This is a genomic window from Pseudomonas sp. MM211 (assembly GCF_020386635.1).
Classification (GTDB): domain Bacteria; phylum Pseudomonadota; class Gammaproteobacteria; order Pseudomonadales; family Pseudomonadaceae; genus Aquipseudomonas.
In genome coordinates this window covers 1,054,679-1,080,063 of the sequence record NZ_CP081942.1, presented here as the reverse complement: position 1 = coordinate 1,080,063, position 25,385 = coordinate 1,054,679, and the positions used below count along the sequence as shown (strand labels likewise).

At 63.2% G+C, this 25,385-nt stretch carries 24 protein-coding genes and 2 riboswitches; of the genes, 10 read left to right on the top strand and 14 right to left on the bottom strand.

From position 1 onward, the window contains the following. Positions 1–27: 27 nt before the first annotated feature. A complete protein-coding gene (locus K5Q02_RS24330) occupies positions 28–159 on the top strand; it encodes a hypothetical protein (RefSeq protein ID WP_268945248.1) in 132 nt (43 codons plus the stop codon). Between the two features lie 280 nt (positions 160–439). Beyond that, positions 440–1,528 carry a 3-deoxy-7-phosphoheptulonate synthase gene (locus K5Q02_RS04795; protein ID WP_225836933.1) on the top strand — a complete coding sequence of 363 codons (1,089 nt, stop codon included), beginning with the start codon at positions 440–442 and terminating at the stop codon, positions 1,526–1,528. Positions 1,529–1,617: 89 nt separating this feature from the next. Here the strand turns inward: K5Q02_RS04795 and K5Q02_RS04790 are convergent, their stop codons facing one another. The 4 genes from K5Q02_RS04790 to cobW all read right to left on the bottom strand — a co-directional run bounded on the left by K5Q02_RS04790 (position 1,618) and on the right by cobW (position 8,557). After that, positions 1,618–3,228 (bottom strand): ATP-binding cassette domain-containing protein, encoded by a 1,611-nt coding sequence (locus tag K5Q02_RS04790; protein ID WP_225836931.1) that lies wholly within the window; start codon positions 3,226–3,228, stop codon positions 1,618–1,620. A 180-nt stretch (positions 3,229–3,408) separates the two neighbouring features. Beyond that, positions 3,409–3,672 carry a hypothetical protein gene (locus K5Q02_RS04785; RefSeq protein WP_225836929.1) on the bottom strand — a complete coding sequence of 88 codons (264 nt, stop codon included), beginning with the start codon at positions 3,670–3,672 and terminating at the stop codon, positions 3,409–3,411. 33 nt (positions 3,673–3,705) lie between these two features. Further along, a complete protein-coding gene (cobN, locus tag K5Q02_RS04780; RefSeq protein ID WP_225836927.1) occupies positions 3,706–7,434 on the bottom strand; it encodes a cobaltochelatase subunit CobN in 3,729 nt (1,242 codons plus the stop codon). A gap of 73 nt (positions 7,435–7,507) precedes the next feature. Continuing rightward, positions 7,508–8,557 carry a cobalamin biosynthesis protein CobW gene (gene cobW, locus K5Q02_RS04775; RefSeq protein WP_225836925.1) on the bottom strand — a complete coding sequence of 350 codons (1,050 nt, stop codon included), beginning with the start codon at positions 8,555–8,557 and terminating at the stop codon, positions 7,508–7,510. A gap of 99 nt (positions 8,558–8,656) precedes the next feature. Continuing rightward, a riboswitch (cobalamin riboswitch) is annotated at positions 8,657–8,836 on the bottom strand. Positions 8,837–8,907: 71 nt separating this feature from the next. Then, a riboswitch (cobalamin riboswitch) is annotated at positions 8,908–9,109 on the top strand. A 100-nt stretch (positions 9,110–9,209) separates the two neighbouring features. Between cobW and K5Q02_RS04770 the strand changes: the two genes are divergently transcribed. The 4 genes from K5Q02_RS04770 (at position 9,210) to cobM (ending at position 11,449) form a co-directional block, all read left to right on the top strand. Further along, complete coding sequence (locus K5Q02_RS04770) at positions 9,210–9,395, top strand: CbtB domain-containing protein (RefSeq protein ID WP_225836922.1); 186 nt, start codon at positions 9,210–9,212, stop codon at positions 9,393–9,395. A gap of 10 nt (positions 9,396–9,405) precedes the next feature. Further along, positions 9,406–10,125 (top strand): CbtA family protein, encoded by a 720-nt coding sequence (locus K5Q02_RS04765; RefSeq protein ID WP_225836920.1) that lies wholly within the window; start codon positions 9,406–9,408, stop codon positions 10,123–10,125. After that, a complete protein-coding gene (locus K5Q02_RS04760) occupies positions 10,122–10,529 on the top strand; it encodes a cobalamin biosynthesis protein (protein WP_225836917.1) in 408 nt (135 codons plus the stop codon). Before K5Q02_RS04765 ends, K5Q02_RS04760 begins: the two co-directional genes overlap by 4 nt. A 146-nt stretch (positions 10,530–10,675) precedes the next feature. Further along, positions 10,676–11,449: a precorrin-4 C(11)-methyltransferase gene (gene cobM, locus K5Q02_RS04755; protein ID WP_225836914.1), complete on the top strand. Its 774-nt coding sequence runs from the start codon at positions 10,676–10,678 to the stop codon at positions 11,447–11,449. On the opposite strand, the gene K5Q02_RS04750 is transcribed toward cobM, so the two are convergent. Together K5Q02_RS04750 and K5Q02_RS04745 are read right to left on the bottom strand one after the other, a co-directional pair. Beyond that, the gene (locus K5Q02_RS04750; RefSeq protein WP_225836912.1) at positions 11,412–11,726 is read right to left on the bottom strand and encodes a hypothetical protein; all 315 of its coding nucleotides are present in this window, start codon (positions 11,724–11,726) and stop codon (positions 11,412–11,414) included. The two genes, cobM and K5Q02_RS04750, sit on opposite strands and share 38 nt — an antisense overlap. A 1-nt stretch (position 11,727) precedes the next feature. Then, positions 11,728–14,451: a PAS domain-containing sensor histidine kinase gene (locus tag K5Q02_RS04745; RefSeq protein ID WP_225836908.1), complete on the bottom strand. Its 2,724-nt coding sequence runs from the start codon at positions 14,449–14,451 to the stop codon at positions 11,728–11,730. Positions 14,452–14,554: 103 nt separating this feature from the next. Between K5Q02_RS04745 and K5Q02_RS04740 the strand changes: the two genes are divergently transcribed. After that, positions 14,555–15,019: an A24 family peptidase gene (locus K5Q02_RS04740; protein WP_225836906.1), complete on the top strand. Its 465-nt coding sequence runs from the start codon at positions 14,555–14,557 to the stop codon at positions 15,017–15,019. A gap of 192 nt (positions 15,020–15,211) precedes the next feature. Beyond that, a complete protein-coding gene (locus K5Q02_RS04735) occupies positions 15,212–15,931 on the top strand; it encodes a response regulator transcription factor (protein WP_225836904.1) in 720 nt (239 codons plus the stop codon). A gap of 125 nt (positions 15,932–16,056) precedes the next feature. Here the strand turns inward: K5Q02_RS04735 and K5Q02_RS04730 are convergent, their stop codons facing one another. From K5Q02_RS04730 to cpaB, 8 genes are read right to left on the bottom strand one after another with little or no spacing between them, the layout of a single operon-like run. Beyond that, positions 16,057–16,335: a DUF3613 domain-containing protein gene (locus K5Q02_RS04730; RefSeq protein WP_225836902.1), complete on the bottom strand. Its 279-nt coding sequence runs from the start codon at positions 16,333–16,335 to the stop codon at positions 16,057–16,059. A 47-nt stretch (positions 16,336–16,382) separates the two neighbouring features. Next, positions 16,383–17,885 (bottom strand): tetratricopeptide repeat protein, encoded by a 1,503-nt coding sequence (locus K5Q02_RS24325; protein WP_268945247.1) that lies wholly within the window; start codon positions 17,883–17,885, stop codon positions 16,383–16,385. After that, positions 17,882–18,772: a type II secretion system F family protein gene (locus tag K5Q02_RS04715; protein WP_225836900.1), complete on the bottom strand. Its 891-nt coding sequence runs from the start codon at positions 18,770–18,772 to the stop codon at positions 17,882–17,884. The genes K5Q02_RS24325 and K5Q02_RS04715 overlap by 4 nt, the downstream gene beginning before the upstream one ends. Further along, positions 18,772–19,653 carry a type II secretion system F family protein gene (locus K5Q02_RS04710; RefSeq protein ID WP_225836898.1) on the bottom strand — a complete coding sequence of 294 codons (882 nt, stop codon included), beginning with the start codon at positions 19,651–19,653 and terminating at the stop codon, positions 18,772–18,774. The genes K5Q02_RS04715 and K5Q02_RS04710 overlap by 1 nt, the downstream gene beginning before the upstream one ends. Positions 19,654–19,686: 33 nt before the next feature. Further along, positions 19,687–20,928: a CpaF family protein gene (locus K5Q02_RS04705; protein WP_225836895.1), complete on the bottom strand. Its 1,242-nt coding sequence runs from the start codon at positions 20,926–20,928 to the stop codon at positions 19,687–19,689. Continuing rightward, complete coding sequence (locus K5Q02_RS04700) at positions 20,925–22,094, bottom strand: pilus assembly protein (RefSeq protein ID WP_225836893.1); 1,170 nt, start codon at positions 22,092–22,094, stop codon at positions 20,925–20,927. Before K5Q02_RS04700 ends, K5Q02_RS04705 begins: the two co-directional genes overlap by 4 nt. 9 nt (positions 22,095–22,103) lie before the next feature. Next, on the bottom strand, positions 22,104–23,351 hold the full coding sequence (locus tag K5Q02_RS04695; RefSeq protein WP_225836891.1) for a type II and III secretion system protein family protein: 1,248 nt from the start codon (positions 23,349–23,351) through the stop codon (positions 22,104–22,106). An 18-nt stretch (positions 23,352–23,369) separates the two neighbouring features. Continuing rightward, positions 23,370–24,320: a Flp pilus assembly protein CpaB gene (gene cpaB, locus K5Q02_RS04690; protein ID WP_225836889.1), complete on the bottom strand. Its 951-nt coding sequence runs from the start codon at positions 24,318–24,320 to the stop codon at positions 23,370–23,372. A 394-nt stretch (positions 24,321–24,714) separates the two neighbouring features. Between cpaB and K5Q02_RS04685 the strand changes: the two genes are divergently transcribed. After that, positions 24,715–24,933 carry a Flp family type IVb pilin gene (locus tag K5Q02_RS04685; protein WP_225836888.1) on the top strand — a complete coding sequence of 73 codons (219 nt, stop codon included), beginning with the start codon at positions 24,715–24,717 and terminating at the stop codon, positions 24,931–24,933. Positions 24,934–24,988: 55 nt separating this feature from the next. Then, the gene (locus K5Q02_RS04680) at positions 24,989–25,378 is read left to right on the top strand and encodes a response regulator (RefSeq protein WP_225836886.1); all 390 of its coding nucleotides are present in this window, start codon (positions 24,989–24,991) and stop codon (positions 25,376–25,378) included. The last annotated feature ends 7 nt before the right edge of the window (positions 25,379–25,385 follow it).

Genomic DNA, 25,385 nt, shown 5'->3' with positions numbered 1-25,385 from the left:
CGTCGAGCCCATTCAACGGAGCCCTTCATGTCCACATCCCCGATCCTGAACAGCACCCGCCTCGATGCAGCCTGCATCGTGATCGCGCGTGCCCAGGCATCCGTGGTCGCGGCGGCTGCGTATTTTTATGGGTATTGGTTTAGCCACAGGCGCGCCTGATACCCCACAGGCGCCCTAGCAACTCAGGGTCGCCACCAGACAGTTTCTCGAAACCCCCGGTCGGCCTCCCGACCGGGGGTTTTGTTTTTTCCGGTACATCGATTTTTCACAGAGGATTTCACCATGACCGCCTATATCAACTGCAGCACCTACCAAACCTATTACCGCTACAGCTGGCGATTTACCGGCAGCCGCGCTGCTCATCCACTCAATCGAACATCCCATCGAGCCAGATAGTGCGCCGCGCGCGGTAACGTCCGCGCCGGCCGAGGAAACCACCATGTCCGTAGCCGTCAATTCCCGCTCCACCGCCAAATCCGCCGATCTGCACCTAGTCGAAACCAAGACCCGCCGCCAGACCTCGCCCTTGCCCAGCGCCACCCAGTTGCGCGAAGAGCTGCCACTCTCCGCCGCGCTCGCGCGCCAGGTGCAGCAACAGCGCCACTCGATCCGCGCCATTCTCGATGGTCACGACCCGCGTCTGCTGGTGGTGGTCGGCCCCTGCTCCCTGCACGACGACGACGCCGTACTCGAATACGCCGAGCGCTTGGCCGCCCTCAGCCAGCGAGTGGGTGATCGCTTGCTGCTGGTGATGCGCGCCTACGTAGAAAAGCCGCGTACCACGGTGGGCTGGAAGGGCCTGGTCTACGATCCGGCGCTGGATGGCAGCGGCGACATGGCCGAAGGCCTGCGCCGCTCGCGACAACTGATGCTGCGCATGCTCGAGCTTGGCCTGCCACTGGCCAGCGAAATCCTGCAGCCGCTGGTGGCCGGCTACTTCGACGACCTGCTCGGCTGGGCGGCAATTGGCGCACGCACCAGTGAATCCCAGGTGCATCGTGAACTGGTAAGCGGTCTGGAAATGCCGGTGGGCTTCAAGAACGGCACCGATGGCAGCCTCGGCATCGCCTGCGACGCCATGCGCTCGGCGGCCCATGCTCACCAGCACTTCGGCGTCGATGGCCACGGCCGGCCAGCGCTGGTGCAGACCCACGGCAACCCGGACACCCACCTGGTGCTGCGCGGCGGCCACGGCGCGCCAAACTACGACGCTGCCAGCGTCGCCACCGCTCGCGCCGAGCTGGAGCGCCAGGGCATAGCCCCGCGGATCATGGTCGACTGCAGCCACGCGAACAGCGGCAAGAACCCGCTGCGCCAGCCCGACGTGCTGCGCAGCGTGCTCGACCAGCGCCTGGCCGGCGACGGCGCCCTGCGTGCGGTGATGATCGAAAGCCACCTGCACGACGGCGCCCAGAGCCTCGGCGGCGAGCTGCGCTACGGCGTATCGATCACCGACGGCTGCCTCGGCTGGACGGGTACCGAACGCATGCTGATCGACGCCGCCGTGCGCATGCGCCATCTGGTCTGACCCTGTAGCCTGGCGTTGAGCGCAGCGATACCCAGGGCATGCTTCCCGGGTGCCGCTGCGCTCGACCCGAGCGAATGACGGCTCATCGATCAGACTCTCTGATACTTCCAGCCCTGCGTCGTCCACTGCAGGCGGTCGGTGATCGCCAAGGCTTCGATGAACGCGACGTCGTGAGACACCACGATCAGCGCCCCGCGGTATTCGCGCAGCATGGCTTCGACGGCCAGCAGCGAGTCGAGATCGATATGGTTATCGGGCTCGTCGAGCAGCAGCAGGGGCGCTGCCGGTTGACCATCGATCACCCCGGCAAGCGCCAGTTTGAGGCGTTCACCACCGCTCAGCCGTACGCTGGGGAGCAGCACCCGATGGGCATCGAGCCCCAGGTGCATCAGACGGGTGCGGGCAACGGCTTCGGGCAGTTCGGGGTTGCAGCGACGCAGGTGATCGAGCGCGCTCTGCACCGCCTGCAGGCAGGACAGCTGTTGATCCAGATAGGCCAGAGGCACCTCGACCCGACACTCGCCGACGCAGCTCGCAAGCCGCCCCGCGAACATCGCCAGCAAGCTCGACTTGCCACAACCGTTGGGCCCGGTGATCGCCAGCCGGCGCGGGCCGAACAGTTCGATATCCGGCAGGGTGGCGCCAGAGAACGGCGCCTGCACGCCACGCAGACTCAACACCCGCTTGCCCTCGGGCAGGGTTTCAGCACTGCCATGCAGCTGGATTTTCAGGTTCTCGTCGACCCGCGTCGCGGCATCGCGCACCGCTCCCTCGAGTCCGCTACGGGCCTCCTGCAGGCGCTGCTGCAGCCGCCCTGCGCTGGCCTCGCTGCGGCTTTTCTGCTGCCCCAGGAGGATCTGCGCCTGGTTGCTGTCCCGCGCCTCACGCGCCCCGCTGGCGGTACGCCGCTGTTGCCGTTGCTGCTGCGCCTGCAAGGCCCGCTCACCCCGTTTGCGCTCGGTACGGGCGTGCTCCAACGTATGTTGGGCGGCCTGCCGCTCGCGCAATAAACAGTCTCGATAAACGCTGTAATTGCCCCCGTAGGCGCGCAATCCGCCTGGCGATAGCTCGACGATGCGCTGCATGCCTTCGAGCAGTTCGCGATCATGACTGATCACCAGCAAGCCACCCGGCCACTGCTGCAAGTGTCGATAGAGGTGCTGGCGGCTGAGGCGGTCGAGATGATTGCTCGGCTCATCGAGGATCAGCAGATCGGCGCCACCGAGAAACACGCCGAGCAGCGCCACCCGCGTGCGCTCACCGCCACTGAGTATCGCAGCCGGGGTTTGCAGCGAGAGATGACCAAGGCCCTGCTCACGCAATGCGATTTGAAGGCGCTCGGCGATATCCCAGCGGCCTTCGAGCGACTCGATATCGTCTTCGCCCATACGCCCTTCACTCACCCGGTGCAGCGCGTCATAAGGCCCAGCGAAGCCCGTCAGGTCGACCACCCGAGCACCTTCGGGCACTTCGATTTCCTGGGGCAGATAGGCGATCTGCGCCTGCCCCGTGATCCGCCCTGCGGTCGGCTGCAAACACCCAGCGAGCAGGCGACCGAGCACGCTCTTGCCGGCGCCGTTGCGCCCCACCAAGCCTGTATGACGGGCATCGAAGGTTTCGCTCAGCTCATCGAACAGCGGCTGACCGTTGGAAAAATGAAAGGACACGCGCTCGAGCGCGATAACAGACGAGTTCGTCATGGATGACTCCAGGCAATGCCGTGAAAACGCGAGGCACGGGGCCGCGGCGGGAAATCACAGGTCGTGCGGACACGACGGCATTACTGGCGCATTGGACGAAGCTCCTAGAGGGGAATGAGTGGCCAGGGTAAACCCGGGGTCAGGCTGAGGCAACTGATGGGAGTTAGACTTCGCTCAGCGTCAGCCAATACCCAGCAATGTGAGCGGAAATATAAGGACGCTGACAACACGAGGGAACAACGCACCCAGCAATGCGCAGGTGATTGCCCCTGACAACGCCCAAACGCCCCAAACCACCAGGCTCATCGGCCCTGCTGCAAGCACCATGCAAATGAGCAACCCGATCCAGACTCCGCCCATTGCACCGACCAACGCTGCAAACCACCGATCCTTGCGGGTGATTGGTTGACGCCACCAGGTCACGATCTTTCGTACAACGTCCATGATTGATTCCTTTGGCTGACGAACGATCTTACGTCAGCTCTCTTCGCTATCGAGCAGCAAGTTCTCCAGGGCTTCGCGATAATCGCCTGGCTCCTGCCACATGCCGCGCTGCTGGGCTTCGAGCAGGCGCTCGATGATGTCCTGCAGGGCACCGGGGTTGTGCTGCTGGATGAAGTCGCGGGTGTCTCTATCCATCAGGTAGGCGTCGGTGAGCAGGGCGTACTGATGGTCATCGACCAGCTCGCTGGTGGCGTCGAAGGCGAACAGGTAGTCGATGGTTGCGGCCAGCTCGAAGGCACCTTTGTAGCCGTGGCGCTTCATGCCCTCGATCCACTTCGGGTTGGCCGCACGGGCACGCACCACGCGGGCCAGCTCCTGCTTGAGGGTACGGATGCGCGGCGTATCGGGCTGGCTGTTGTCGCCGTGGTAGCTGGCCACCTTGGCGCCACGCAGGGTTTCCACCGCCGCCAGCATGCCGCCCTGAAACTGGTAATAGTCGTTGGAGTCGAGGATGTCGTGTTCGCGGTTGTCCTGGTTGTGCAGCACCGCCTGCAGATGCTCCAGGCGCTCGGCGAACTGGCCCCGTGCCGGCGTACCCTCGCTGCCTTTACCGTAGGCGTAGCCGCCCCAGTTCAGGTACACCTCGGCGAGATCCGCGCGGCTTTCCCAGAGGCGTTCCTCGATGGCGTTCTGCACGCCAGCACCATAGGCGCCGGGCTTGGAGCCGAAGATCCGCCAGCCGGCCTGGCGCCGCGCTTCGAGTTCGTCCAGCCCACCGTCCTGCAGCGCCAGGGCTTCCTGCCAGACGCGCGCGGACAGCGGGTTCATGTCCGGCGACTCGTCCAGATCGGCGACCGCCTGCACGGCATCATCGAACAGGCGGATCAGGTTGGCGAAGGCATCACGGAAGAAGCCGGAGACCCTCAGGGTCACGTCGACACGCGGGCGACCGAGCTGCTCGAGAGGGAGCACTTCAAAGCGCTCGACCCGCCCGCTGCCGGCCTGCCATACCGGCCGCACGCCCATCAGGGCCATGGCCTGGGCGATATCGTCGCCGCCGGTGCGCATGGTCGCGGTGCCCCACACCGAAAGGCCGAGCTGGCGCAGATGGTCGCCTTCATCCTGCAGGTGACGCTCGAGCAGGCGGTCGGCAGCCTGCACGCCCAGGCGCCAGGCCGTGGGCGTGGGCAAATTGCGCACGTCCACCGAATAAAAATTGCGCCCGGTGGGCAGCACATCGAGCCGCCCACGACTCGGCGCGCCGCTGGGGCCGGAGGGCACGAAGCGGCCCTCCAGCGCATCGAGCAGGCCATGCATCTCGGCGTCACCACAGGCGTCCAGCAGCGGCGCGATATGGCTGCGCAGGCTGTGCAACACTGCGTCACAGCTCGGGCCAGCGGACCGCTCACCCTCGATCAGCCGTAACCCCAGCAGCTCCAGGCGCTCACGGGTATCGCCGAAACTGCGCCAGGGCTCATCGCTCAGATCAGCCAAAATCTCCGGGCGCGGCCCCATCCAAGGCGCGGCCATATCGCAATCGAGCGGATCGAAACCCAGCGCCAGATCCTGGGCCAGCGCTCGCAGCAGACTGGCGTTGCCGCCTTGGCCATCGCCGCGAGGAATGCGCAGCAGAGCCAACAGCGTGTCGCGGCGCAACGTGCCGCTCGGCGATTCGCCGAACACGTGCAGGCCATCGCGAATCTGCGATTCCTTGAGGTCGCACAGGTAGGCGTCGAGTTGCGGCAACCAGCTGGCCGGGTCGTCATTGAGCTTCAGGCCCAGTTCACGATCCAGACTGGCCTCGCGCACCTTCTGCAGAATCTCACCACGCAGCTCACTGGCACGGCGCAGGTCGAGCTGGCTGGCGTCGTAATACTCGTCAGCCAGCCGCTCCAGATCACGCAGCGGGCCGTAGCTCTCGGCGCGGGTCAGCGGCGGCATCAGGTGGTCGATGATCACAGCCTGGGTGCGGCGCTTGGCCTGGGCGCCTTCACCGGGATCATTGACGATGAAGGGGTAAATGTTCGGCAGGGCACCGAGGATTGCCGTCGGCCAGCAGCTTTCGGACAGGCCGACGCTCTTGCCGGGTAGCCATTCCAGATTGCCGTGCTTACCGACATGGATCACCGCCTGGGCAGCGAAGACTTGGCGCATCCAGAAATAGAAGGCCAGGTAACCATGGGGTGGCACCAGATCCGGGTCGTGGTAGACCGCCGCCGCATCCACCTGATAACCCCGTGCAGGCTGGATGCCGACGAAGGTCAGGCCGAAACGCAGGCCAGCGATCATCAGCCGACCCTCGCGGAACATCGGGTCGTTCTCCGGTACGCCCCAACGCTCCAGTACCGCCTGACGATTGGCCTCGGGCAAGGCTGCGAAGAACCGCTGGTAGTCGTCCAGGGCCAGGCTTTGCGCACAGGGCCGCAGGTCGAGGTTGTCGAGGTCGTTGGTCACGCCACCGAGCAACTGATGGATCAGCGCGGTGCCGCTGTCCGGCAAGGCCTCTACCGGGTACCCCCGCTGCTGCAAGGCCTGGAGAATATTCAGCGCCGCCGCCGGGGTGTCCAGGCCGACACCGTTGCCGATGCGGCCGTCGCGGGTCGGGTAGTTGGCCAGCACCAGGGCGACGCGCTTGTGCCCAGCAGGCGTGCGCTGCAGTTCGCACCAACGCCGCGCCAGTTCGGCGACGAAATCCATGCCCGGCAAGTGCGCGCGGTAGCAGACCACATCGCTCTGGCTGCGCTCGCTGCGCCAGGCAAGGCCCTTGAAGCTGATCGGCCGGGTGATCAGCCGGCCGTCCAGCTCCGGCAGCGCGATATGCATGGCCAGGTCGCGGGGGCCGAGGCCCTGGGCGTTGCCTTGCCACTGTTCTTCGCTGTCCAGCGCACAAAGCGCCTGCAGCACCGGCACGTCGCGACGGAACGGCCTTGCCTGGGGAGACTCCGGGTTGGATTGGGCAAAACCGGTGGTGTTGAGGATCACGCTCACGCCGGCTTCGTCCAGCCAATCCTCGACCTGCGCCAGGCAGGCCGCCTCCTTGAGGCTGGCCACGGCGATGGGCAACGGATTGAGGCCTTGAGCCTGTAGTCGCTGGCAGAAGGTATCGACGAAGGCGGTGTTGGCTGCCTGCACATGGGTACGATAGAACAACAGCGCGGCGACGGGCGCGCCTGTTTGCCACTCGGCACGCCAATCGTGCAGCGATGCATTGCCTACCTGCGGATGATAGAAGCCGACTCGCGGCAGGGCTTTCGGAGGCTGCCAGTCATAATCCCGGCCGAGATAGCGGCCAGCGATGCAGTGGAAAAACTGCCGCGCATTGTCCACACCGCCCTGTCGCAGGTACTGCCAGAGCCGCTCGGCGTCCTCGGCGGCGACGTTTCCCAGGCCGGTCAACTCGGGATCGGGACTGTCATCGCCAGGCACCAGAATCAGCGTCTTGCCCTGCCCCGCCAGCTCCACCAGCCGCTGGATGCCGTAGCGCCAGTAGCTGACGCCGCCATGCACGGAAATCAGGATGACCTTGGCGTGTTGCAGCACCTTTTCGACGTAGAAATCCACCGAGGCGTTATTGCCCAACTGCGCCGGGCTGGCCAGCCGCAGGCTGGGATAATCCTCGGGCAGATGGCGAGCGACCTCGGCCAGCAGCGACAGGTGCGAATCACCGGTGCACAGCACCACCAGCTCGGCGGGGGTCTGGCCAAGGTCGGCGATGCTGTCGGCCGGCAGCGACTGGCCGGGCTGGGTGCGCAGGAGGTGCATATTCTCGCCTAAGGCATCGCCCGCAAGCGGGCTCCTACGGTTCGTGCAGGAGCCCGCTTGCGGGCGATCATGGTTATACCAGAGCCGCTTTCAGCTCAGCCGCGATGGCCGTGTGGTCGAGCTCCTGGCCGATTACGATCAGGCGGGTAACCCGCGCTTCATCGGTCTTCCAGGCACGATCGAAATGCTTGTCGAAGCGCAGGCCGACACCTTGCAGAAGCAGACGCATGGGTTTGTTCGGCACGGCGACGAAGCCCTTGATGCGCAGGATGCCGTGTTTACCCACGACGTCCTTCAGCGCGGCCAGCAGGCGGGCTTCATCGGCTTCCGGTAGTTCCACGTGGAACGAGTCGAACTCGTCGTGATCGTGGTCTTCGTCTTCATTGTCGTGGTGAGTCTTGCGACCCTCGATGTGCAGCTCTGTCTCGCTGTTCAGGCCCAGCAGCACATTGAGCGGCAGCGAACCGCCACGGGCTTCGACCACCTTGACCGCTGGCGGCAGCTCTTCGCCGACTTCGGCGCGCACCGCAGCCAGGGTCTCGGCATCGAGCAGATCGGCCTTGTTGAGGATCACCAGATCGGCGCTCGCCAGTTGGTCGGCGAACAGCTCGTGCAGGGGCGACTCGTGATCGAGGTTGGGATCGAGCTTGCGCTGGGCGTCGACCTGATCGGGGAAGGCTGCGAAGGTGCCGGCAGCCACTGCCGGGCTGTCGACCACGGTAATCACCGCATCGACGGTGCAGGCGTTGCGGATTTCCGGCCAGTTGAATGCCTGGACCAGAGGCTTGGGCAGGGCCAGGCCGCTGGTTTCGATCAGAATGTGGTCGAGGTCGCCGCGACGCTCCACCAACTCACGCATCACTGGGAAGAACTCTTCCTGCACGGTGCAGCACAGGCAACCGTTGGCCAGTTCGAAGACGCGGCCGTTGGCTTCTTCCTCGGTGCAGCCGATGGAGCATTGCTTGAGGATCTCACCGTCGATACCCAGCTCGCCGAACTCGTTGACGATCACCGCAATACGGCGGCCTTCGGCGTTTTCCAGCATGTGCCGCAGCAAGGTGGTCTTACCGGCACCGAGAAAGCCAGTGACGATGGTGACGGGAAGTTTGGCGAGCGTTTTCATGGAGGCCCCTGGCGTCTGGAGAAACGGCGAGCGGGCAATGAGATGGCAGGCGCCAGCCGGGGCTGTCGCACAAACACCACCGGATCACCCCGCCCGGTTGTCGAAAGCATTATCGAGGCAGGTCTCCTGGCTCACAGGTCATGGCGCGTAGCCGGCCTTCCCGGTTTCCCAGTGGCGGTTGGCGATGCGCTCGCTGCTTACAGTTGCGGGGGCAGCCACGGCTTGCCGTGTTCCCTCTTAGCTCCACACGAGTGGAGAACCTCGAAAGACGCAAGGCTACGCAGAGCCTGCGACACGGTCAATCACGGGGTGACCTGTAACATGTTGACGCACTTGGCGCTTCGTGGTGTTCTTGCGCGGTTGTTTCAGGTGTCTCACGCCGCCGTGCGTGAGGTGAAACGGGAAGCCGGTTCGAGTCCGGCGCTGCCCCCGCAACGGTAAGCGAATGTCAGGATCGTTTTGGCCACTGTGCGAAAGCATGGGAAGGCCGATCCTTATCACTGCCCAGTGATCGTCGTGAGCCCGGAGACCGGCCTGAATCCTTTGTTTGGCAACCCGCGGTGGGCGGGCACGCGCCGATAGCTGCCCGCTCTGCGGGCAGGCTCGCTGCGTCCCTGCTGTGCCGTTCACCTCATAGTGAAGGTTCACGACCATGTCCAGCAGCGTCATTTCGCACTCCAGCGCACCCGCACTTACCCTGTCACAGCGCATTCTGCTCGCCGTCGGCAGCTGCGTTCTTGGCGCCGTGCTGATCTTCTTCGCCGGCTTCTCCCACGTCGAAGCCTTGCATAACGCCGCCCACGATACACGGCATAGCGCCGCGTTTCCGTGCCACTGAGGACGCCACGATGATCAAGCGCATCGCCCAGACTGCCGGCTTCGCCGGCCTGCTCGCCGCCATCGTGCTGACCTTGTTGCAGAGCCTGTGGGTAACCCCGCTTATCCTGCATGCCGAGACGTTCGAAGTCGCCGAACCCGCGGCCACTCTCGAACACAGTCATGACACCTCCAGCGCCGCTCACGATCATGACGCCGCTGGCGGTCACAGCCATGACGGTGAAGCATGGGCACCGGAAGATGGCTGGCAACGGCTGTTATCCACAGGCTTGAGCAATCTGGTGGTGGGCGTGGGCTTCGCACTGATGCTCGCTGGCCTGTTCACCCTGCGCGCGCCCGAGAAAACCTGGCAGGGCCTGCTCTGGGGGCTGGCCGGTTTCGCCACCTTCGTGCTCGCGCCCTCGAGCGGCTTGCCGCCGGAGCTGCCGGGTACCGCCGCGGCCGAGCTGCTACTGCGCCAGTACTGGTGGATCGGCACCGCTGCTTCGACCGCTGCAGGCCTGGCGCTGCTGGCATTTGGCGGCAACTGGATGCTGCGCATACTGGGCCTGGTGATTCTGGCGCTGCCCCATGTGATTGGCGCACCGCAGCCTGAGGTGCATGAAAGCCTGGCACCCGAAGCGCTGGAGCACGAATTCATCCTTGCCTCGCTGCTCACCAACGCTGCGTTCTGGGCTGCCCTGGGGCTGGCTGCCGCCTGGTTCCATGGCCGCACTCGACACGCAGAATGAACGAGCGCCCTACCCTCGTCGCCGGCCTGGGTTGCCGGCGCGGGTGTTCGCTTAGCGAGCTGCTGGCCTTGCTCGACGATACGCTGGCCGAGCATGGCTCGAGCACTGCCGAGCTGACAGCCCTGGCCAGCAGCGACCACAAGGCTGACGAGCCCGGTTTGCTGCAGTTGGCCGAGCATCTGGGCCTGCCCATCAGCTTCCTGCCCGCCGATGCGCTGGCGAGTTACCATGAGCGCCTGAGCCAGACCTCGGCTATCGCCCTGCACGTTACCGGCAGCCCGAGCGTTGCAGAAGCCAGCGCGTTGGCCCTGGCCGAACGCCTCGGTGGTCGAACCGCACGCCTGTGGATAACCAAGCGCAAGAGCGCCAACGCCACACTGGCTGTCGCAGACATCGAACCTTAGAAACGCCGCTACTGTAGGTGCGTCGACCTCGGCGCGAAAAATTGCAGCCGCGCCGCAAACCGGCGTCGTTCAAGCCATTCGCCGCGGGGTCGCGGCTCCTACAGCAGCAGGCCTCCACCATTTACCGCTTGCAGCCCAGGAATCCCATGACCGTCTATTTCATCGGCGCCGGCCCCGGCGACCCCGAGCTGATCACCGTGAAGGGCCAACGTCTGATTCGTTCCTGTCCGGTAATTCTCTACGCCGGTTCCCTGGTGCCCGAAGCGCTGCTCGAAGGCCATCAGGCCAGCCTGGTGGTGAACACCGCCGAACTGCATCTCGATGAAATCATCGCCCTGCTGCACGCCGCCCACGGGCGCGGCGAGGATGTGGCACGGGTGCATTCGGGTGATCCATCGCTGTACGGCGCCATTGGTGAGCAGATTCGTCATCTGCGCGCCCTGGGCATCCCTTTTGAGATCATCCCGGGGGTCACCGCGACGGCAGCCTGCGCCGCCCTGCTGGAAAGCGAACTGACGCTGCCGGATATTTCGCAAACACTGATCCTCACCCGCTACGCCAGCAAATCACCGATGCCCGAGGGCGAGCAGTTGCATGATCTGGCTCGGCACGGCGCGACCATGGCCATCCACCTGGGCGTGCAACACCTGGCGAAGATCGTCGGCGAGCTGCTGCCGCACTATGGCGCCAGTTGCCCGATCGCGGTGGTGCATCGCGCCAGCTGGCCGGATCAGGGCTGGGTGCTCGGCACCCTCGCCGATATCGAAGAGAAGGTCAGCGCCAAGGGCTTTCGTCGCACCGCGCTGATTCTGGTCGGCAGGGTGCTGGGCGCCGAGGACTTCGCCGATTCGGCGCTGTACCACGAGAGCCATCGCCACCTGTTCAGGGCAGGCGTTGCAGACGATACAGACTCTCGCTGACCTTGCCGTGATTGTCGGCAATGACGATCTGCGCGCCCCGCTGGGCGAGGAGCCCGTTGAGATCGCTGGCGTACAGGCGCTGCAGAAAGATCGGATAATCGAGCGCGCTTTGGATGACCATTTGTTCGCCCAACCAGGCATGCAGCGCCGGCAGATGGAAACTCCAGCAGCCCTCACGGCAGTCGAAGCCCGCGTCGCGCAGTTGCTCGATCAGCGTCTGATCGCCACCCAGCACGCCTTCGCAATAGCGGTACAACGTATCTACCCAGTCGCTCATGTCAGGGGGCGACCACCGGCAGCTCGATACGGAAGCAGGCACCACCCTCCTGGTTGCTCACGCTGAGCTTGCCACCCATCTGGTTGACCAGTCCGTAGCTGACCGACAGCCCCAGCCCGGTGCCCTTGCCCACCGGTTTGGTGGTGAAGAAAGGATCGAACACGCGATCCAGCAGCAGCGGGTCGATACCGCCCGCATTGTCCTGAACCTGCACCACCACCTTATCCTCGCTGAGCTCGCTGCGCAGATGGATATGTGGCTCCAGTTCGGGCTGTTTTTCCCGCGCGCTGAGCAGTGCATCCTTGGCATTGACCAGCAGGTTGATGATGACCTGCTCGAGCTGGTCGGCATGCCCACGCACCTGTGGAGAACCGCAGAGGTCGAGGGTCAAGTCGATATCGCGGGCGAGCTCGCCTTCGCGGATCAGCGTCAAGGCGCCCTCGATGGCCTCGTCAGGGCTGAACAGATCGTCCTCGACCTCGGAGCGCCGCCCGAAGATGCGCATGTGGTTGACGATCTTCGCCGCCCGGGTGATCTGCTGCTCGATACGCCCCAGTTTGTTCTTCAGGTAATCGGGGTTGGCCGAACCGTTTTCCACACCCTTCAAGGTATTGGTCAGGGCGATGCGCATGACGTTCAGCGGCTGGTTGATCTCGTGGGCCAGCCCGGTGGCCATCTCGCCTAGCACCGCCATCTTGGCGCTCTGGTTGAGCATTTGTCGGGCCTTCTGCAATTCCGTGTCGTCGCGCCCGACGGCCTGCACCTCGAGCAGCTTGCCGTGCTCGTCGAACACCGCACGCTCGGCCAGTACCCACCAGATATGTTCGCGCCCCGGCAGGTCCATGCGCACCAGTGCGGTGGAGACCGGCTCGGCGGGCGTCAGTTGGCGATGGCGCTCGCGAAACTGGGTCAGCTCCTGGGCCGACAGATAGGTCGCCAGGCTGGTACCCGGCAGGTTTTCCTGACGGATGCCCAGATACTGCGCCAACGGTCGGTTGGCGTAGACCAGCGTGAGATCAGGCCGATAGCGGCAGATGATCGCCGGCGAGTCTTCCACCAGGATGCGATAGCGTTCCTCGCTCTCGCGAATTCGCTCGGCGGCCTGGGCGGCTTCGGTCACGTCCAGGCAGAGGCCGACCGCCTCCACGGGAATACCGCGCTCATCACGCAGCAGCTTGGCTTCGTCCTGCAGCCAGTGGTAGCGACCCTCGCGGTCGATCAACCGATAGCGACAGCTGGCAGCGCCCTGGCTGAGCAGCGTGCGGGTGTGAGCAAAATAGATGTCCCGATCATCGGGGTGGATGAAGTCGGCCATGCTGCGCTGCACGAAGTCCTCCAGCGTCCAGCCCAGCAGCGCGCTGCTGCTGTCGCTGCAGAACACCGGCACGAAGGCGCCCTCTTCGTAGCGATTCACGTAGATCAGCGCCGGGGCGCTGGCGACCAGGCTCTTCAGGCGCGTGGTCGCCGCATCGGCTTCGACCTCCTTGAGCTTCATGTCGTTGATGTCCAGCACCGCGCCGACGATGCGCCGCTGGCCGTTGGCATTGAGGATGCGCGTGTGGATGCGGAACCAGCACAGCTCCTCGGCGGCATCACGTAGACGCACCACCTGTTCGAAGGCACGCCCGCTCAGTTCGGCATCGCCCAGGCGGATACGGAATTCGTCACGGTCGATCGGGCTGAGCAGCTCCAGCCAGTCAGCCAGGGTCACCGCCTGGCGCGGATCGAAGCCGAAGCGCTGCATCAGGCTGGGGGCCAGCAGAAACGCCCCACTGCGTGGCATGTATTCCCACCAGCCGGTGCCGAGCAGATTCTGCAGGATATCTACACGCTCGACGTGCACCCGCCGGCTCTGCTCATCGAGGCGTTGCAACAGGGGCGCGGCGACATTGGAAAACAGATCCAGCCAATCACGGGTATTGAGCTCGGGCATGCTCTGGTGGGCGATGTACGGCGAGCACAGCAGCCATGCACGGATACCCTGATGATCAGCGTAGGGCACCAGCCAGACAGAATCAGCGGCGTGCCATTCGGTGACATCCACTCCACCTCGCAACCACTGTACGGGCTGGTCGCCAGTGTACTGCTGCAACTCGCGGGGCAGGTGCTGACCGTCTTCCCAGAACACCGGCGTCAGCGCGTCGCGGTAATGCCCGACGATCTGCCAGCCGCCCCGCTGCGCGTCCGGCAGGGCCAGCGCCGTGCAGGCCAGCCGCAAGGCCTGAGCCATCGCGCCCAGCCACTCGTGGGCATGGCGGGGAAATTCGACCCGGTCGGCACCCCGTATGCTCTGCGCCACAGCGCTGATTTGCGAGAACACCTGCAGACGCTGTTCGCAGGCTTGCAAGCGGGCCAGAAAGTCGCCGATCTCGAAGGCCTGCAGCGACCAGCCCTGCACTTCAGCCTTGAGCCAGCCGCGGGTATGCAGAATGCTGCCGTCACGGGTGACGAAGGAAAGATCGAGCATCTGTTGCACGAAAGCCGCCAGATCCGTCACCAGATAGCGACTCTGACCGTGTAGCAACTGCTCCAGCGGCAGCACTTGGGAAACCGCGATTGGCAGGCGGTACGAGAGACTGCCGGAGACCTCGAATACGCGCCCGAGGGCATCGATGGAAAGATTCAGACACGGACTGTTGGCGGAAACCGCTGCGGGTGCAACAGTCGCCTCCGGCGCCGCCTGCGCTTCGGGGTCACGCTTGAACCAATCCTTGAATACTTGCATTGTCCGGCCCACCTACCATGATTAGCGCCGCAGACGGATCGAAATATCCGTCGATGTGATCGGGCTGCCTCGCCCTTCCTGAACCCGGACACCCAGCGCATCCATGGCCTATATCGTATTGTTCTGCTGGCTTGGCGCCTGCGCGTTTCAGGACGCTCAGCACCGCAAGATCGCCAACCTCCTGACCCTGGGCGGCCTCTGCGTCGCCCTGGCCTACCTGCTGTGGTCAGGCAGCAGCTTGACCGGTGCCAGCCCGCCAGCGGTAGTGCTGGCTATCGGTATCGCGTGCCTGCTGTCGCTGCCCGGCTACCTGAGTCGGCAAATGGGTGCTGCAGACGTGAAAATGCTCGTGGCTCTGGGTGCCGCCAGCGATGCCGCACATGTACTGTTCAGCGTGATCGGTGCCGCCCTCGTGCTGATCATCTGGGTCACGCTGGTGCGCATCTGGCCTGATATCCGCCTGGCACTTCCAAAACGCCTGGCCGCGCTAAGAACAACCAACGCCAAAGCCCCCCCTATGCACCCTTTCTGTTCTTGGGATTTGCACTTACAGCATTGTGGTTTATAGCCAAATAAACGGTGTCATAAACCCGGCAACTTGCAGCGGAGCATAACGAAAAATATCGACCTGCCCCATAGCAAAAAACTGATAACCGCTGTTAATCACAACACCCTCGACTGCATAGCTTTGACTATAACTTAGGGCATAGCTATCCTGATTTTCTAATATCAATCATCCGTCTCCCTATAGAGTCTTCGCATGGAAAGCTCCTATCCCTTACGGATAATGATAGTCGACGACGAACCGGCCATTGTCGAGGAGCTCGCGGAGTTTCTCGAGCAACTCGGTTATGGTGTTACGGCGTGCCATTGTGCAGAGGATGCATTACAGGCGTTCCAGCAGGATGAACATATCGGTATCGTGCTCAGCGATATGCACATGCCCGGACTGACCGGGGTTCAACTGGTGGGTGAGCTGGCCCGTATTGCACGCACTGGGCGGCTCTACGAAACGGCTATCTTTACCGGCAGTACCGACAAGCAGGACGTCATCCTGGCCTTGCGCGCCGGGGTTTCCGACTACTACCAGAAGCCGGTTGATCTGGAAGAATTGCATGCCAGTGTGAAACGTCTGCATGAGCGCGTCGAACAACGAACCAAGGAACAGCAGATTCGTCAGCGCATTCAGGATCTGGCTGCATCGCTACACGAGATGCACAGTGACCTATTGCCAACGCCAATAAAGAACGTCGCGCAAATGACCGTGGCGGTGGATGTTATTCCCGAGCCTTTCGACAAACTATCGAGAAGGCAGTTGGCGGTCGCGCAATTGATCGCCAAAGGGATGACTAATTACCAGATATCCTGCGAATTGGGCATTACCGAAAACACCGTAAAACTTTATGTCTCCCAGATATTGAGACTGACGCGCGTGCACAACCGTACACAATTGGCGCTGTCCTATCCTTCCCATGGGTAAACTTTGTAAGCGTTTTGTATAGAGTTTCTCTTGAAACTTATACAGACGCCGCAATTGTGACGAGTCTTTTACACCGACAATAAGTCCGTAAAACGACATCGACACACTATTCGGCCAATGTTTTATTACTCACCAAATTTCCCCCCTACATCCTGCTCGAAGAACTCTGGGATAGGGTGCTTGTGGCTCTCCAGCCAGCGCTGCAACGCCAACTCTCGCTCGGCGGGTGTCGATGTCTGGGGATGGGAAGACGCCAGGCGCCCTTCTCGCTGCAGCCGCAGCCAGTGGGCTGTCTGCGTCTCTACCTCACTGCCAACCAAGCCACCCGCTCCTCCCTCGCCAGCAGCTTGGCTAACCAGCGGTAGGCATGCCAGCAGCGCAACGCCAATGATCATCCCCTTCATGGTGCTCTCCCTCTAGCGCAGTTGCGCCGTGGCTGGTGGGTGTCCGATCAGCGCTGATTGGCCACTGTGTCGCCCTGTAGCTCGCTAACAGGCTCGACGCGGATGAAGCCCCCGTCGTCAGGCACGATCAGACGGCCTGGACGCATCTCGATCTTTGCCCGCACCTGATTGGCAGGTGTGGAAGTCGGCGCGGAAGCGACGGCCTCCACCGGCGCGGCAGCCACTGCAGGCGCAGCCGGTGGAGCAGCGACAACCTGTGGCGTCGCAGCTGGGGTCGGTGCTGCGCTAGCCACGGCTGCACGCGTAGCGACAGGTGTCGGCGCGACGGCAGGCGCCTGGGCCACGATCACAGGAGCAGCGACCGGCGCAGGGGCGGCGGCGACCGCAGGCGCCGTCGGCTGGCTGACCACCACCGGAGCAGCGGCCACCTGGCGCGGCGGCGCCGGAATCGGCGCTGCGCTAGCCAAGACGGTACGCGTAACGGCAGGTGCCGGCTCTGCGGCTGGCGCTCTGGCCACGACCACGGGAGCAACGGCTGGCGCTGGAGCTGCTGGCGACCTCACGGCGCTGGCAACGGAAAGCGGTACCACCGGAGCCGGACGGAAATTGGATAGCTGCGGCGCCGGAACGGCTGGCGGGCGTGGCGCAGCGGCCGGTGCCGGGCTCGCGACCGCCGGCTGAGCAACTGGCTGCGGCACTATCGGCTTCTCGGCTGGCTTCGCAACAGGTGCGGCAACGACAGGGGCAACCGGCTGCGCCGCCGGAGCTGGCCGCGTATCGGCTGGCTTCGGCGCCGGAGTCGCAGCAGCAGGCGAACTCTGCTGAGCACGCGGGGCTGGTGTCGGGGCGCCGGGTTGCGGCGCAGCGGCACCCGCTACACCGATCTGGCTGCGCAATGTCTGGGCACGCTGTTCGGCTGTGCGGAACTCGCTGGCGGAAAAGCCCATGCGTTCGGCCAGTGCGCTGGCCTGCGGCAGGTTGCCCTGGAAGATCAGCAGGGTCAGCAAGTTCAATGCCGGCTGCTTCTCCGTTTCGTTCAGTTCCAGTGCGGTCAGCAGTTCGAAGCGCGCTTCATCCATACGACCGAGGTTCATGTACACCACGCCCAGGTCGTTGCGGATGGTATCGCTGGTCGGATCGAGATTGGCCGCCAGGCGCAGATGAGTCAGTGCTTCCTCGTAACGGCCCTGGGCGCTGGCGAGCTGGCCCAGGCCGTGTTCACCCTGAGCCTTGAGGCAGGTACCGAGCAGGCTGGTGTAAAGCTCCTGAGCTTCCGGGCGGTTCAGCGAACGCAGAATGCGCGCCTTGTACAAGTTCGCCTGGGGCAGACCGCTGGGCAGGCGCTCCAGATTGGCTAATGCCGCGTGTAGACGCCCTTCATCGGCGGTTTTCTGCGCCAGATTGAGGGCCAGCTCCTGATCCTGGGACAGCGGTGCACAGCTCATCGGGGTCGCTGTGCCCCTGCTCATCAACCAGGGGGACTGGGCCGGGCTGCTCGCGCAACCAGCCAACAGTCCCACCACCCCTACCACGCTCACTACACGCTTCATCTCAACTCCCCTAGAGCCCCGACGATCGCGATAAATCCGGGCCCCGCCAATACGATCAACAATGCCGGGAACAGGAAGATCATCATGACCACGGACATCTTCCCGGACAATTTGGAAACTCTTTCTTCGAGAGCCGTATGATGCCGATCATCGATCAGATCCTTGAGCCGCAGCAACGAGGCCATGGCTCCGCCGCCCTGGACGATAAGCTGTTCGAGGATCACTACGCAATCGGTGACCTCGTAGACTTCCAGCAGGGCCGCCATGTCACGTAATTCACGGCCCAATTCGAGCCCCGCATCGACCCGCGCCAGCACCTGCCGCAGCTCTGCACTGAGGTTCGGCAGGATGCCCTCGGACTCCTTGGCGAGCACCCGCAACCCCTGCTCCACGGTCATGCCGACATCGAACAGGATGCGCAGCAAGGGAATGAACGTCGTCACCTCTTCAGCCAACTGCTCCTGTCGACGCCTGGCCGCCATGGCCAGCCAGCGCTTGGGGATCAGGTAACCGATACCGAGCGCGAACACCGGCGCCAGCCAGATCGGTTGCGGCGCCTTGTTCAAGAGTAGCTGGACGATCACTACCAACATCAGCAATACGATCGGCGTGCCCAACTGGATGGCCGAGAACATCGATTGCTGACTGCGTTTGCGCCAGCCCAGGCGATTGAGCAACTGCACCGTTTCGCTATCCATGCTCAGGGTACGCCGGCCCAGGGAGCTACCGCCGATACCGCGCATCATGCCGCCACCGGAAACCCGCGATACGCTGCCCATGCGCTGGCTGAATTGCCGCCGGGCACGCAGATCGCCATAGGCCAGGTAGATGAACAGCAATGCGAGCAGCAACTGCAGCAACGCACTGAGCAGGAGAAGACCACCCATCACAAACTCCTCAGCATGCGCCACAGCGAGAAGCTGCCAAGGGCCTGCAGCACGAATGCCAACAGCAGCACCATGCGCCCCGTGGACTCCTGCCACATGCCCAGCATGAATTGCGGGTTGGTGACGAAGATGTAGCAGGCCAGCGCCAGCGGCAGGCCGCCCATCACATAGGCGCTGATGCGAGTTTCGCCGGTCAGCGCGCGCAGTTTGCGAGCGCTCTGCTCGCGCTCGCGGATCAGCCGGATCAGGTTGTTCAGCAGCTCGGTGCTGTTACCGCCATAACGTTGATTGACCCTGACCCCAAGTGCCAGTACCTGGAATTCATCACGCTCGTAGAGATCGGCGAAATCCTGCAGGGCATCGCCCAGGCCCATGCCGCGCTGCACGTTACGGCGGGTACGGGCCATCGCCTCGCGCAGGGGTTCGGGCGCGGTCTCCATGGCCAGCATCAGCGCGTCGCCAAGCGCGCGCCCGGACTTAAGGCTGCGAATCACGTGGTCAAGAAAGATCGGCAGTTGCTCGATCATGCGCTGTACTCGGCGGCGATAACGCAATGCAATGAACAGGTGCCCGAGCACCAGTGGTAGCAACAACATGACCAGCAGGCCCAGCCAATGGCCGACAATCAACCCCATCAAGGCGCCAAGCAACCAGATGAACAGCCACAGGCCGAGGCCCTTGCGTGGCTTGCTGAAACCGGCCCGCAGAAACAACTTATCCACATGCCCGATGGACACCACCCCCAGAGGCTCCGGCTGATCCATCAGCAAGCGCTGGATCACCTGCTCGGAAGCGGCCTGCTCACGGCTTCTGCGCAGCATCAGCAGGCCCGCCCCGAGCAAGATCAGGCAGATCACCCCCAGCAGCATTGATGCGTTCATTCAAGGTCTCCTTGGCGCCTGGGACGCCCCCGCTCAGTCGCGGCGCATCTTGTGGCCAGCCGGGTTCGGCGCATCGCGGCAGAAGGTACCGGCGCCACTGCGATCGAGTCGGAACAGGGTGTTAGTGACGTACTGATCCTCGCGCAGGCCCAGCACCTCGACCACCTCACTGACGCAGCGACGACCATCCGGTAGACGGGTCAGCTGAATCACCACATCCAGCGCTGCGCAGATCATCTGCCGCAGAGTACGCTCGGCCATCGTGGCGCCGGAGAAACCCACCAGGGTCTCCAGACGCAGCAAGGCATCCTGTGCGTTGTTGGCGTGCACGGTACTCATGGAGCCGTCGTGGCCGGTGTTCATCGCGGTCAGCACGTCGAGTACCTCGACGCCGCGAACCTCGCCGAGCACGATGCGATCCGGGCGCATACGCAGGGCGTTGCGCACCAACTCACGGGCACCCACCTCGCCATAACCTTCGGCATTCGGCGGTCGGGTTTCCAGGCGCACCACGTGATTGTGATTGAGCCCCAGCTCGGCGGTATCTTCGATGGTGACGATACGTTCGCGGGGGTCGATCATCTGGCTCAGCATGTTCAGCAGGGTGGTCTTACCGGTACCGGTACCGCCACTGACCATAATGTTGCAGCGGCGCCTGACCATCAGTTCCAGGCAGCTAAGCATGGCCTGATCCAGCGAGTTGCTGGCCAGCAGGTCGGCGCTGCGCAGCATGTCCTTGCGAAACTTGCGCACCGAGATGCAGGGGCCGTCAAGGGCCACCGGCGGAATGATCGCGTTGATGCGGCTGCCATCTGGCATGCGCGCATCGACCATCGGCGAGGATTCGTCGAGCCGCCGCCCCACCGGGGCCAGAATGCGCTGGATGACCCGCAGCACGTGCTGATCGTCGATGAAACGCAGGTCACTGAGCTGCAGCACACCGCCGCGCTCGATGAATACCCGGTGCGGCCCGTTGACCAGAATCTCGGTCACACCTTCGTCCTTGAGAAGAATCTCCAGTGGGCCGAAGCCGGTCAATTCGTCCACCAGCTCTTCGGCGAGACGATCCACCTCATAGCGGGAGATGGCGATCTGCCGACGGCTGACATAGTCACTAACCTGCTCGCTGACGAAGCTCGCCAGCGAGGTGCGAGTCCCTTCGAGCAGATTTTCGCCCTTCTCCTCCAGAGCATCGATCAGGTAACGGTGCAACACCGGCTTGAGATCCTGCACACCGACGCGCGCACCATCGCCACCGAACGGACCAATCGTCATGAGCCGACCCTCAACAAGCGTTGCCACCAGCGACCGGAGCCACCCTGCTTGCGCTCGACCACGCCGTTAGCGAGCGCCAGCAGCCCCTGCGTGAGGCCATCACGCGGGGCGAACTCGTACAGTGGCACGCCCTGATTCTTGGCCTTGAGGCGAGTGACCGGGCTCAGCGGCAGGCCAGCCTCGAGGGGCAACGCAAAGGTTCTGCTCAACTCCTGCAGGCCAGGTGCCACGCTCGGTTGGTAGCGGTCGACCAGCAGCCGTGCATGGTCGAGCTTGATGCCCTTGCCACGCCAGAGCGCTAACAGCGCCAGGTTACGGCGGCAGTTGGGCACGCTCTGATCGACGCACCAGAACAGTCGCTGAGCGTGGGTGGCGAAGGAGCGCAGACCATCACAGTCAGGCTGACCGCAGAGATTCACCACCACATGCTGGAAATGCTGACGCAAACTGCCCAGCAGCAGAAACAGCTCGCCAAGACTGAAGCGTTCGAGGGCATCGTCATCTGGCCCGTGGGGCAACACGCGCAGGCCATCGGGGTGCCGGGCGAAGGCGCTTTCGATGAGGTTCGAATCGAGACGGCGGATATTGCGCAACGCATCGCCAAAGCAGAACGAGGACTCCAGCCCAAACAGCTCCAGGCTCTCTCCTCTCGGCACTCCAAGATCGACGAACAGCGTGCGCTGACCGCGGGCCTGAACCTGCAGCGCCAGGTGCACGGCCAGCAGTGCGGCATCGGCATCCGGTTGCAGGCCACACAACAACGTCAGTTCGCCCTGGTCACGGGACGGCGGCAATTGCGGCAGGCGCTGCGTCAGACGGCGAACCAGCCCCAGCACCTCACTGCTGCGTGAACCATAGGCGATGAAATCACGGGCACCGGCGCGCATGGCGTTGAGCACCAGTTGGTTATCCAGGCCATCGCCCAGGGCCACCACCACGACCATCGGCCGTACGTCGAGCAGCGACTCGATCAACGCGCTTTGGGCCGTCTGCCCTTCGCGACTGAGGCCAACGAACACCAGGCAGCTGCCGGTCATGTCCATCAGCCCGAGCACCTCATCGAGCGTCTCGCCGACGTTGAGTACCTGCCCCTGGCCAGCCAATGCGGCCTGCAACCATTCGAGATCCTGTTTGCGGCGGGTTTGTGCGAGAAAAATCTGCTCCATGCTCACTCCCTAACGCGACAGGCCGTCAGCCCGGTGAAAGTCGCCGTTCTCGAGGAATAGTTGCCGGAACACACCCGGGTCGTAGTTACGAAATTGCTCGCCGGGCAATTCCGGTAGCTGGGCATTGGCCGCCATCGGTTGCACCAGCCGCGGCGTGACCACCATCAGCAATTCACGCTCCTCGCGTTCGATTCGCGAGGAACGAAAGAACGCGCCGAGCACGGGCACGTCGCCGAGAAAAGGCAACTTATCCACAGTCGAGGAGCTGTTGGTCGAGATCAGACCGCTGATGATGAAGCTCTCGCCATCGGCCAGGGAAACGCTGGTATCGGTGCGCCGCACGTTCAGCGCAGGCACCTGCGTACCGGCGATGGTGATGCCGGCGGTGAAGTCTAATTCGCTGACCTCGGGGGCGACCTTGAGGCTGATACGGTTGCGCCCGACCACGGTTGGCGTGAGCGTCAGACGCACGCCGAACTCCTTGTACTCAATGGATAGCGCATCGCTGCCGCTGCTGGGGACGGGTATGGGAAATTCGCCACCGGCGAGAAAGCTCGCGCTCTGACCACTGAGAGAAACCAGGCTGGGACGAGCAAGGGTGTAGGCGAAGCCACTGTTCTCCAGCGCATCCAGCCCCAGCAGAAACTTGCTGCTGCCACCGCCCCAGACAATATTGAAACCGTCGCGCGACAGCGGGAAAGCAGCGCCAGGCCCCACACCACCGACACCGCCTACGGGCACCGTCGCCGGCCCGGTACCAGGAGCGCCAATCAGGAAGTTGTTCGAGGCCGTACCGAAGATGCGCAGCCCTACTTCACGCAGCTTACTGCGCCTGACCTCGACAAAGCGGATATCGGTCTGCACCTGGCTCGGCACGATGTCCTCACCGTAAAGCACCGCCGGCTCGGCGAGCGCAGCGGTAGCGGCGCCCTGCACCACGACCATGCTCTGCCTGGGCTCGAGATCGCAACGCGTCCATACCATCAGGCTGGTGGTGCCGCCACGCTTGCCCAGCAACAGAAAGCTCTCCTTGGTATTGAGGCTCACATCGGCGACCTCTGGATCGGCAATAGCCAGGCGCGTGATGGGTACCGGAAAGCGCAGCTCGCGCTGCATGCCCTGTGTCACTTCCATTACCGCCGGCACCGGCTCGAGGCCTGCGCAGGAAGCGAACACCCCGGATGGCAGGCCCAGCAGCGCCACGACCAGGCATAACGCCTGGCGTGAGCAGCGCGGACTACGGTTGGCATCGTTCATGGGTCGAGTCCTTACCGGTCAGGGAGTTTGCCGAGTGGCATCATTGCCGCGATACACCGGAATGCTGGCAGGCGTGGACACCTGCTGTACCACCACGCCTGGCTGCGGTTGAGGCGCAGCGCCACGTAACGCCAGCTTCTCGAACTGGAACAGTTGCCGTTGCGCCTCGGCGATAGCGGCCTTCGGCTCATCGCCCGCGTAGTAGCCCGCGAGCAGTTTTTCATCCGCGCTACGCACGGCCAGACGCAGGCTGCCGACCTGAGTGGCCAGCATGAAGCGCGTCAGCAGAACGTCGGGAACGGCCAGAACGGCGGTGGTAGGTGAACGACGACGACGTCGCTCTTCCTCCGCGTCCACGGGCAATTGCGCCGCCTCTCCCTGATTGGTAGCCCCCAGGGCGCTACCTACGCTCAGCAGCCGCAGTGCCGGGATCAGCACCTGGGCGGTCTGATCACGATTGTTTTCGTCCTGGGGCAGATACAGCAGCACGTCCACATAATCACCTGGGCTCAGGTGCCCGCCGCCGCCAATGACTTCATCCACTGCGACGGCAATGGCCCGCTCTTCCGGGCGAATCATCCGTGCCAGCGGGCCGCCCATCTCGAACGTCGCCTGATTCACCACCGTACCGGCCGTGGTGTGTCGCCACAGCGTACGACCCAGCAACTCCTCAGGCTTGGCGAAACTTCCCGGCGGGGCGATGCGCAGGCGCTCCACGGCGAGATCATCGCGGGTAATCGGAGTCAGCGGCTGTACATCACGAGCGAGCACCACCACGCTGGTGCGCTGCTGCTCGTCTACCTGAGCCTGCAGTTCGCTGCTCACCTGCCCTGCCGGGGTAGCAGCAGGCGCCACGGGTGCCGATGCCGGTTGCACGGGCTCGCGGCTCAGGCTCAACCCCCAATACCCCGTGACCACAGCACCGACCAGCAGCACGCCGGCCAGCACCAGCGTCAATCGGCTATTCATGACAGCACACTCCTTGTAGCCATAGAACTGCAAGACCTCGGCACAACGCAATGTTCATGCTGAATAACGATAGGCGGGGAAATCGAACCGTGTTGGATATCGGCAACTCGAATTTTAACTTTAATAATATTTTCCGGAAACTTATAGCCACCCCAAACATCAATAGACCATGCCGTTCGTCGCCACATAGTAGTCAGAGCACTGGCGCTTATACAATAGCGCTTCATGACTAGTGCCTTAAGCCTTGAATTCATTAGTGCTTATAGTTGTGATTAATACTTTCTATATAATACCAAGGTGAGTTTGCGAACTGCCGCGCACCATTTCTACACTTCCCCTTGCAAGCCCCATGTACAGGCGTCCCTGCCTGCATGGCTACAGAGGAAGTACGAACATGTCCACACTCATTATCCTTCGCGAAAAAGTTCGCAAGTTCTTCTCTAGAGAAGACGGTGCATCGGCTATTGAATATTCGATCATTGCCGGCTTAATCGCAGTAGTTATCATTGCCTCCGTCGGAACTCTTGGCAAAGATATAAACGGTGTCTTCACGGGAATCTCTACCGAGTTGACTAAAGCGAAAACTACTACTACCACCACTACTACCCAATAATCCTTATGCAATAGATAAAGAAGCGGGTATTAATATCACGCTTAGCAGGCCTACTATGCGCCAACATATCTTGCTGGTGGATGATGAAACCGAAGCCCTCGAAGAACTTGGCGAGTTGCTCGAGGGTGAAGGTTTTCATTGCCACTGCGCCAATAGCGTCAGTGGCGCGATGTTATGCCTGGATACCTGGCCTGCCATCGCACTGGTGATCACCGATCTGCGTATGCCCGACGAAAGTGGGCTGCGCCTTATCCAGAATCTGCGCGCCAACCCCAAGCATGAGACCTTGCCGATTATCGTGATGTCCGGTCATGCGGATATGAACGATGTTATTGGTCTGCTGCCCCTGCAGGTGGTCGACTTCCTGCCCAAACCCATCTACCAGGAACGCCTGATCGAGGTACTTAATCAGCGCTTTCCGATCGCCCAGGCGGTCAACTCTTGAGTCGGCA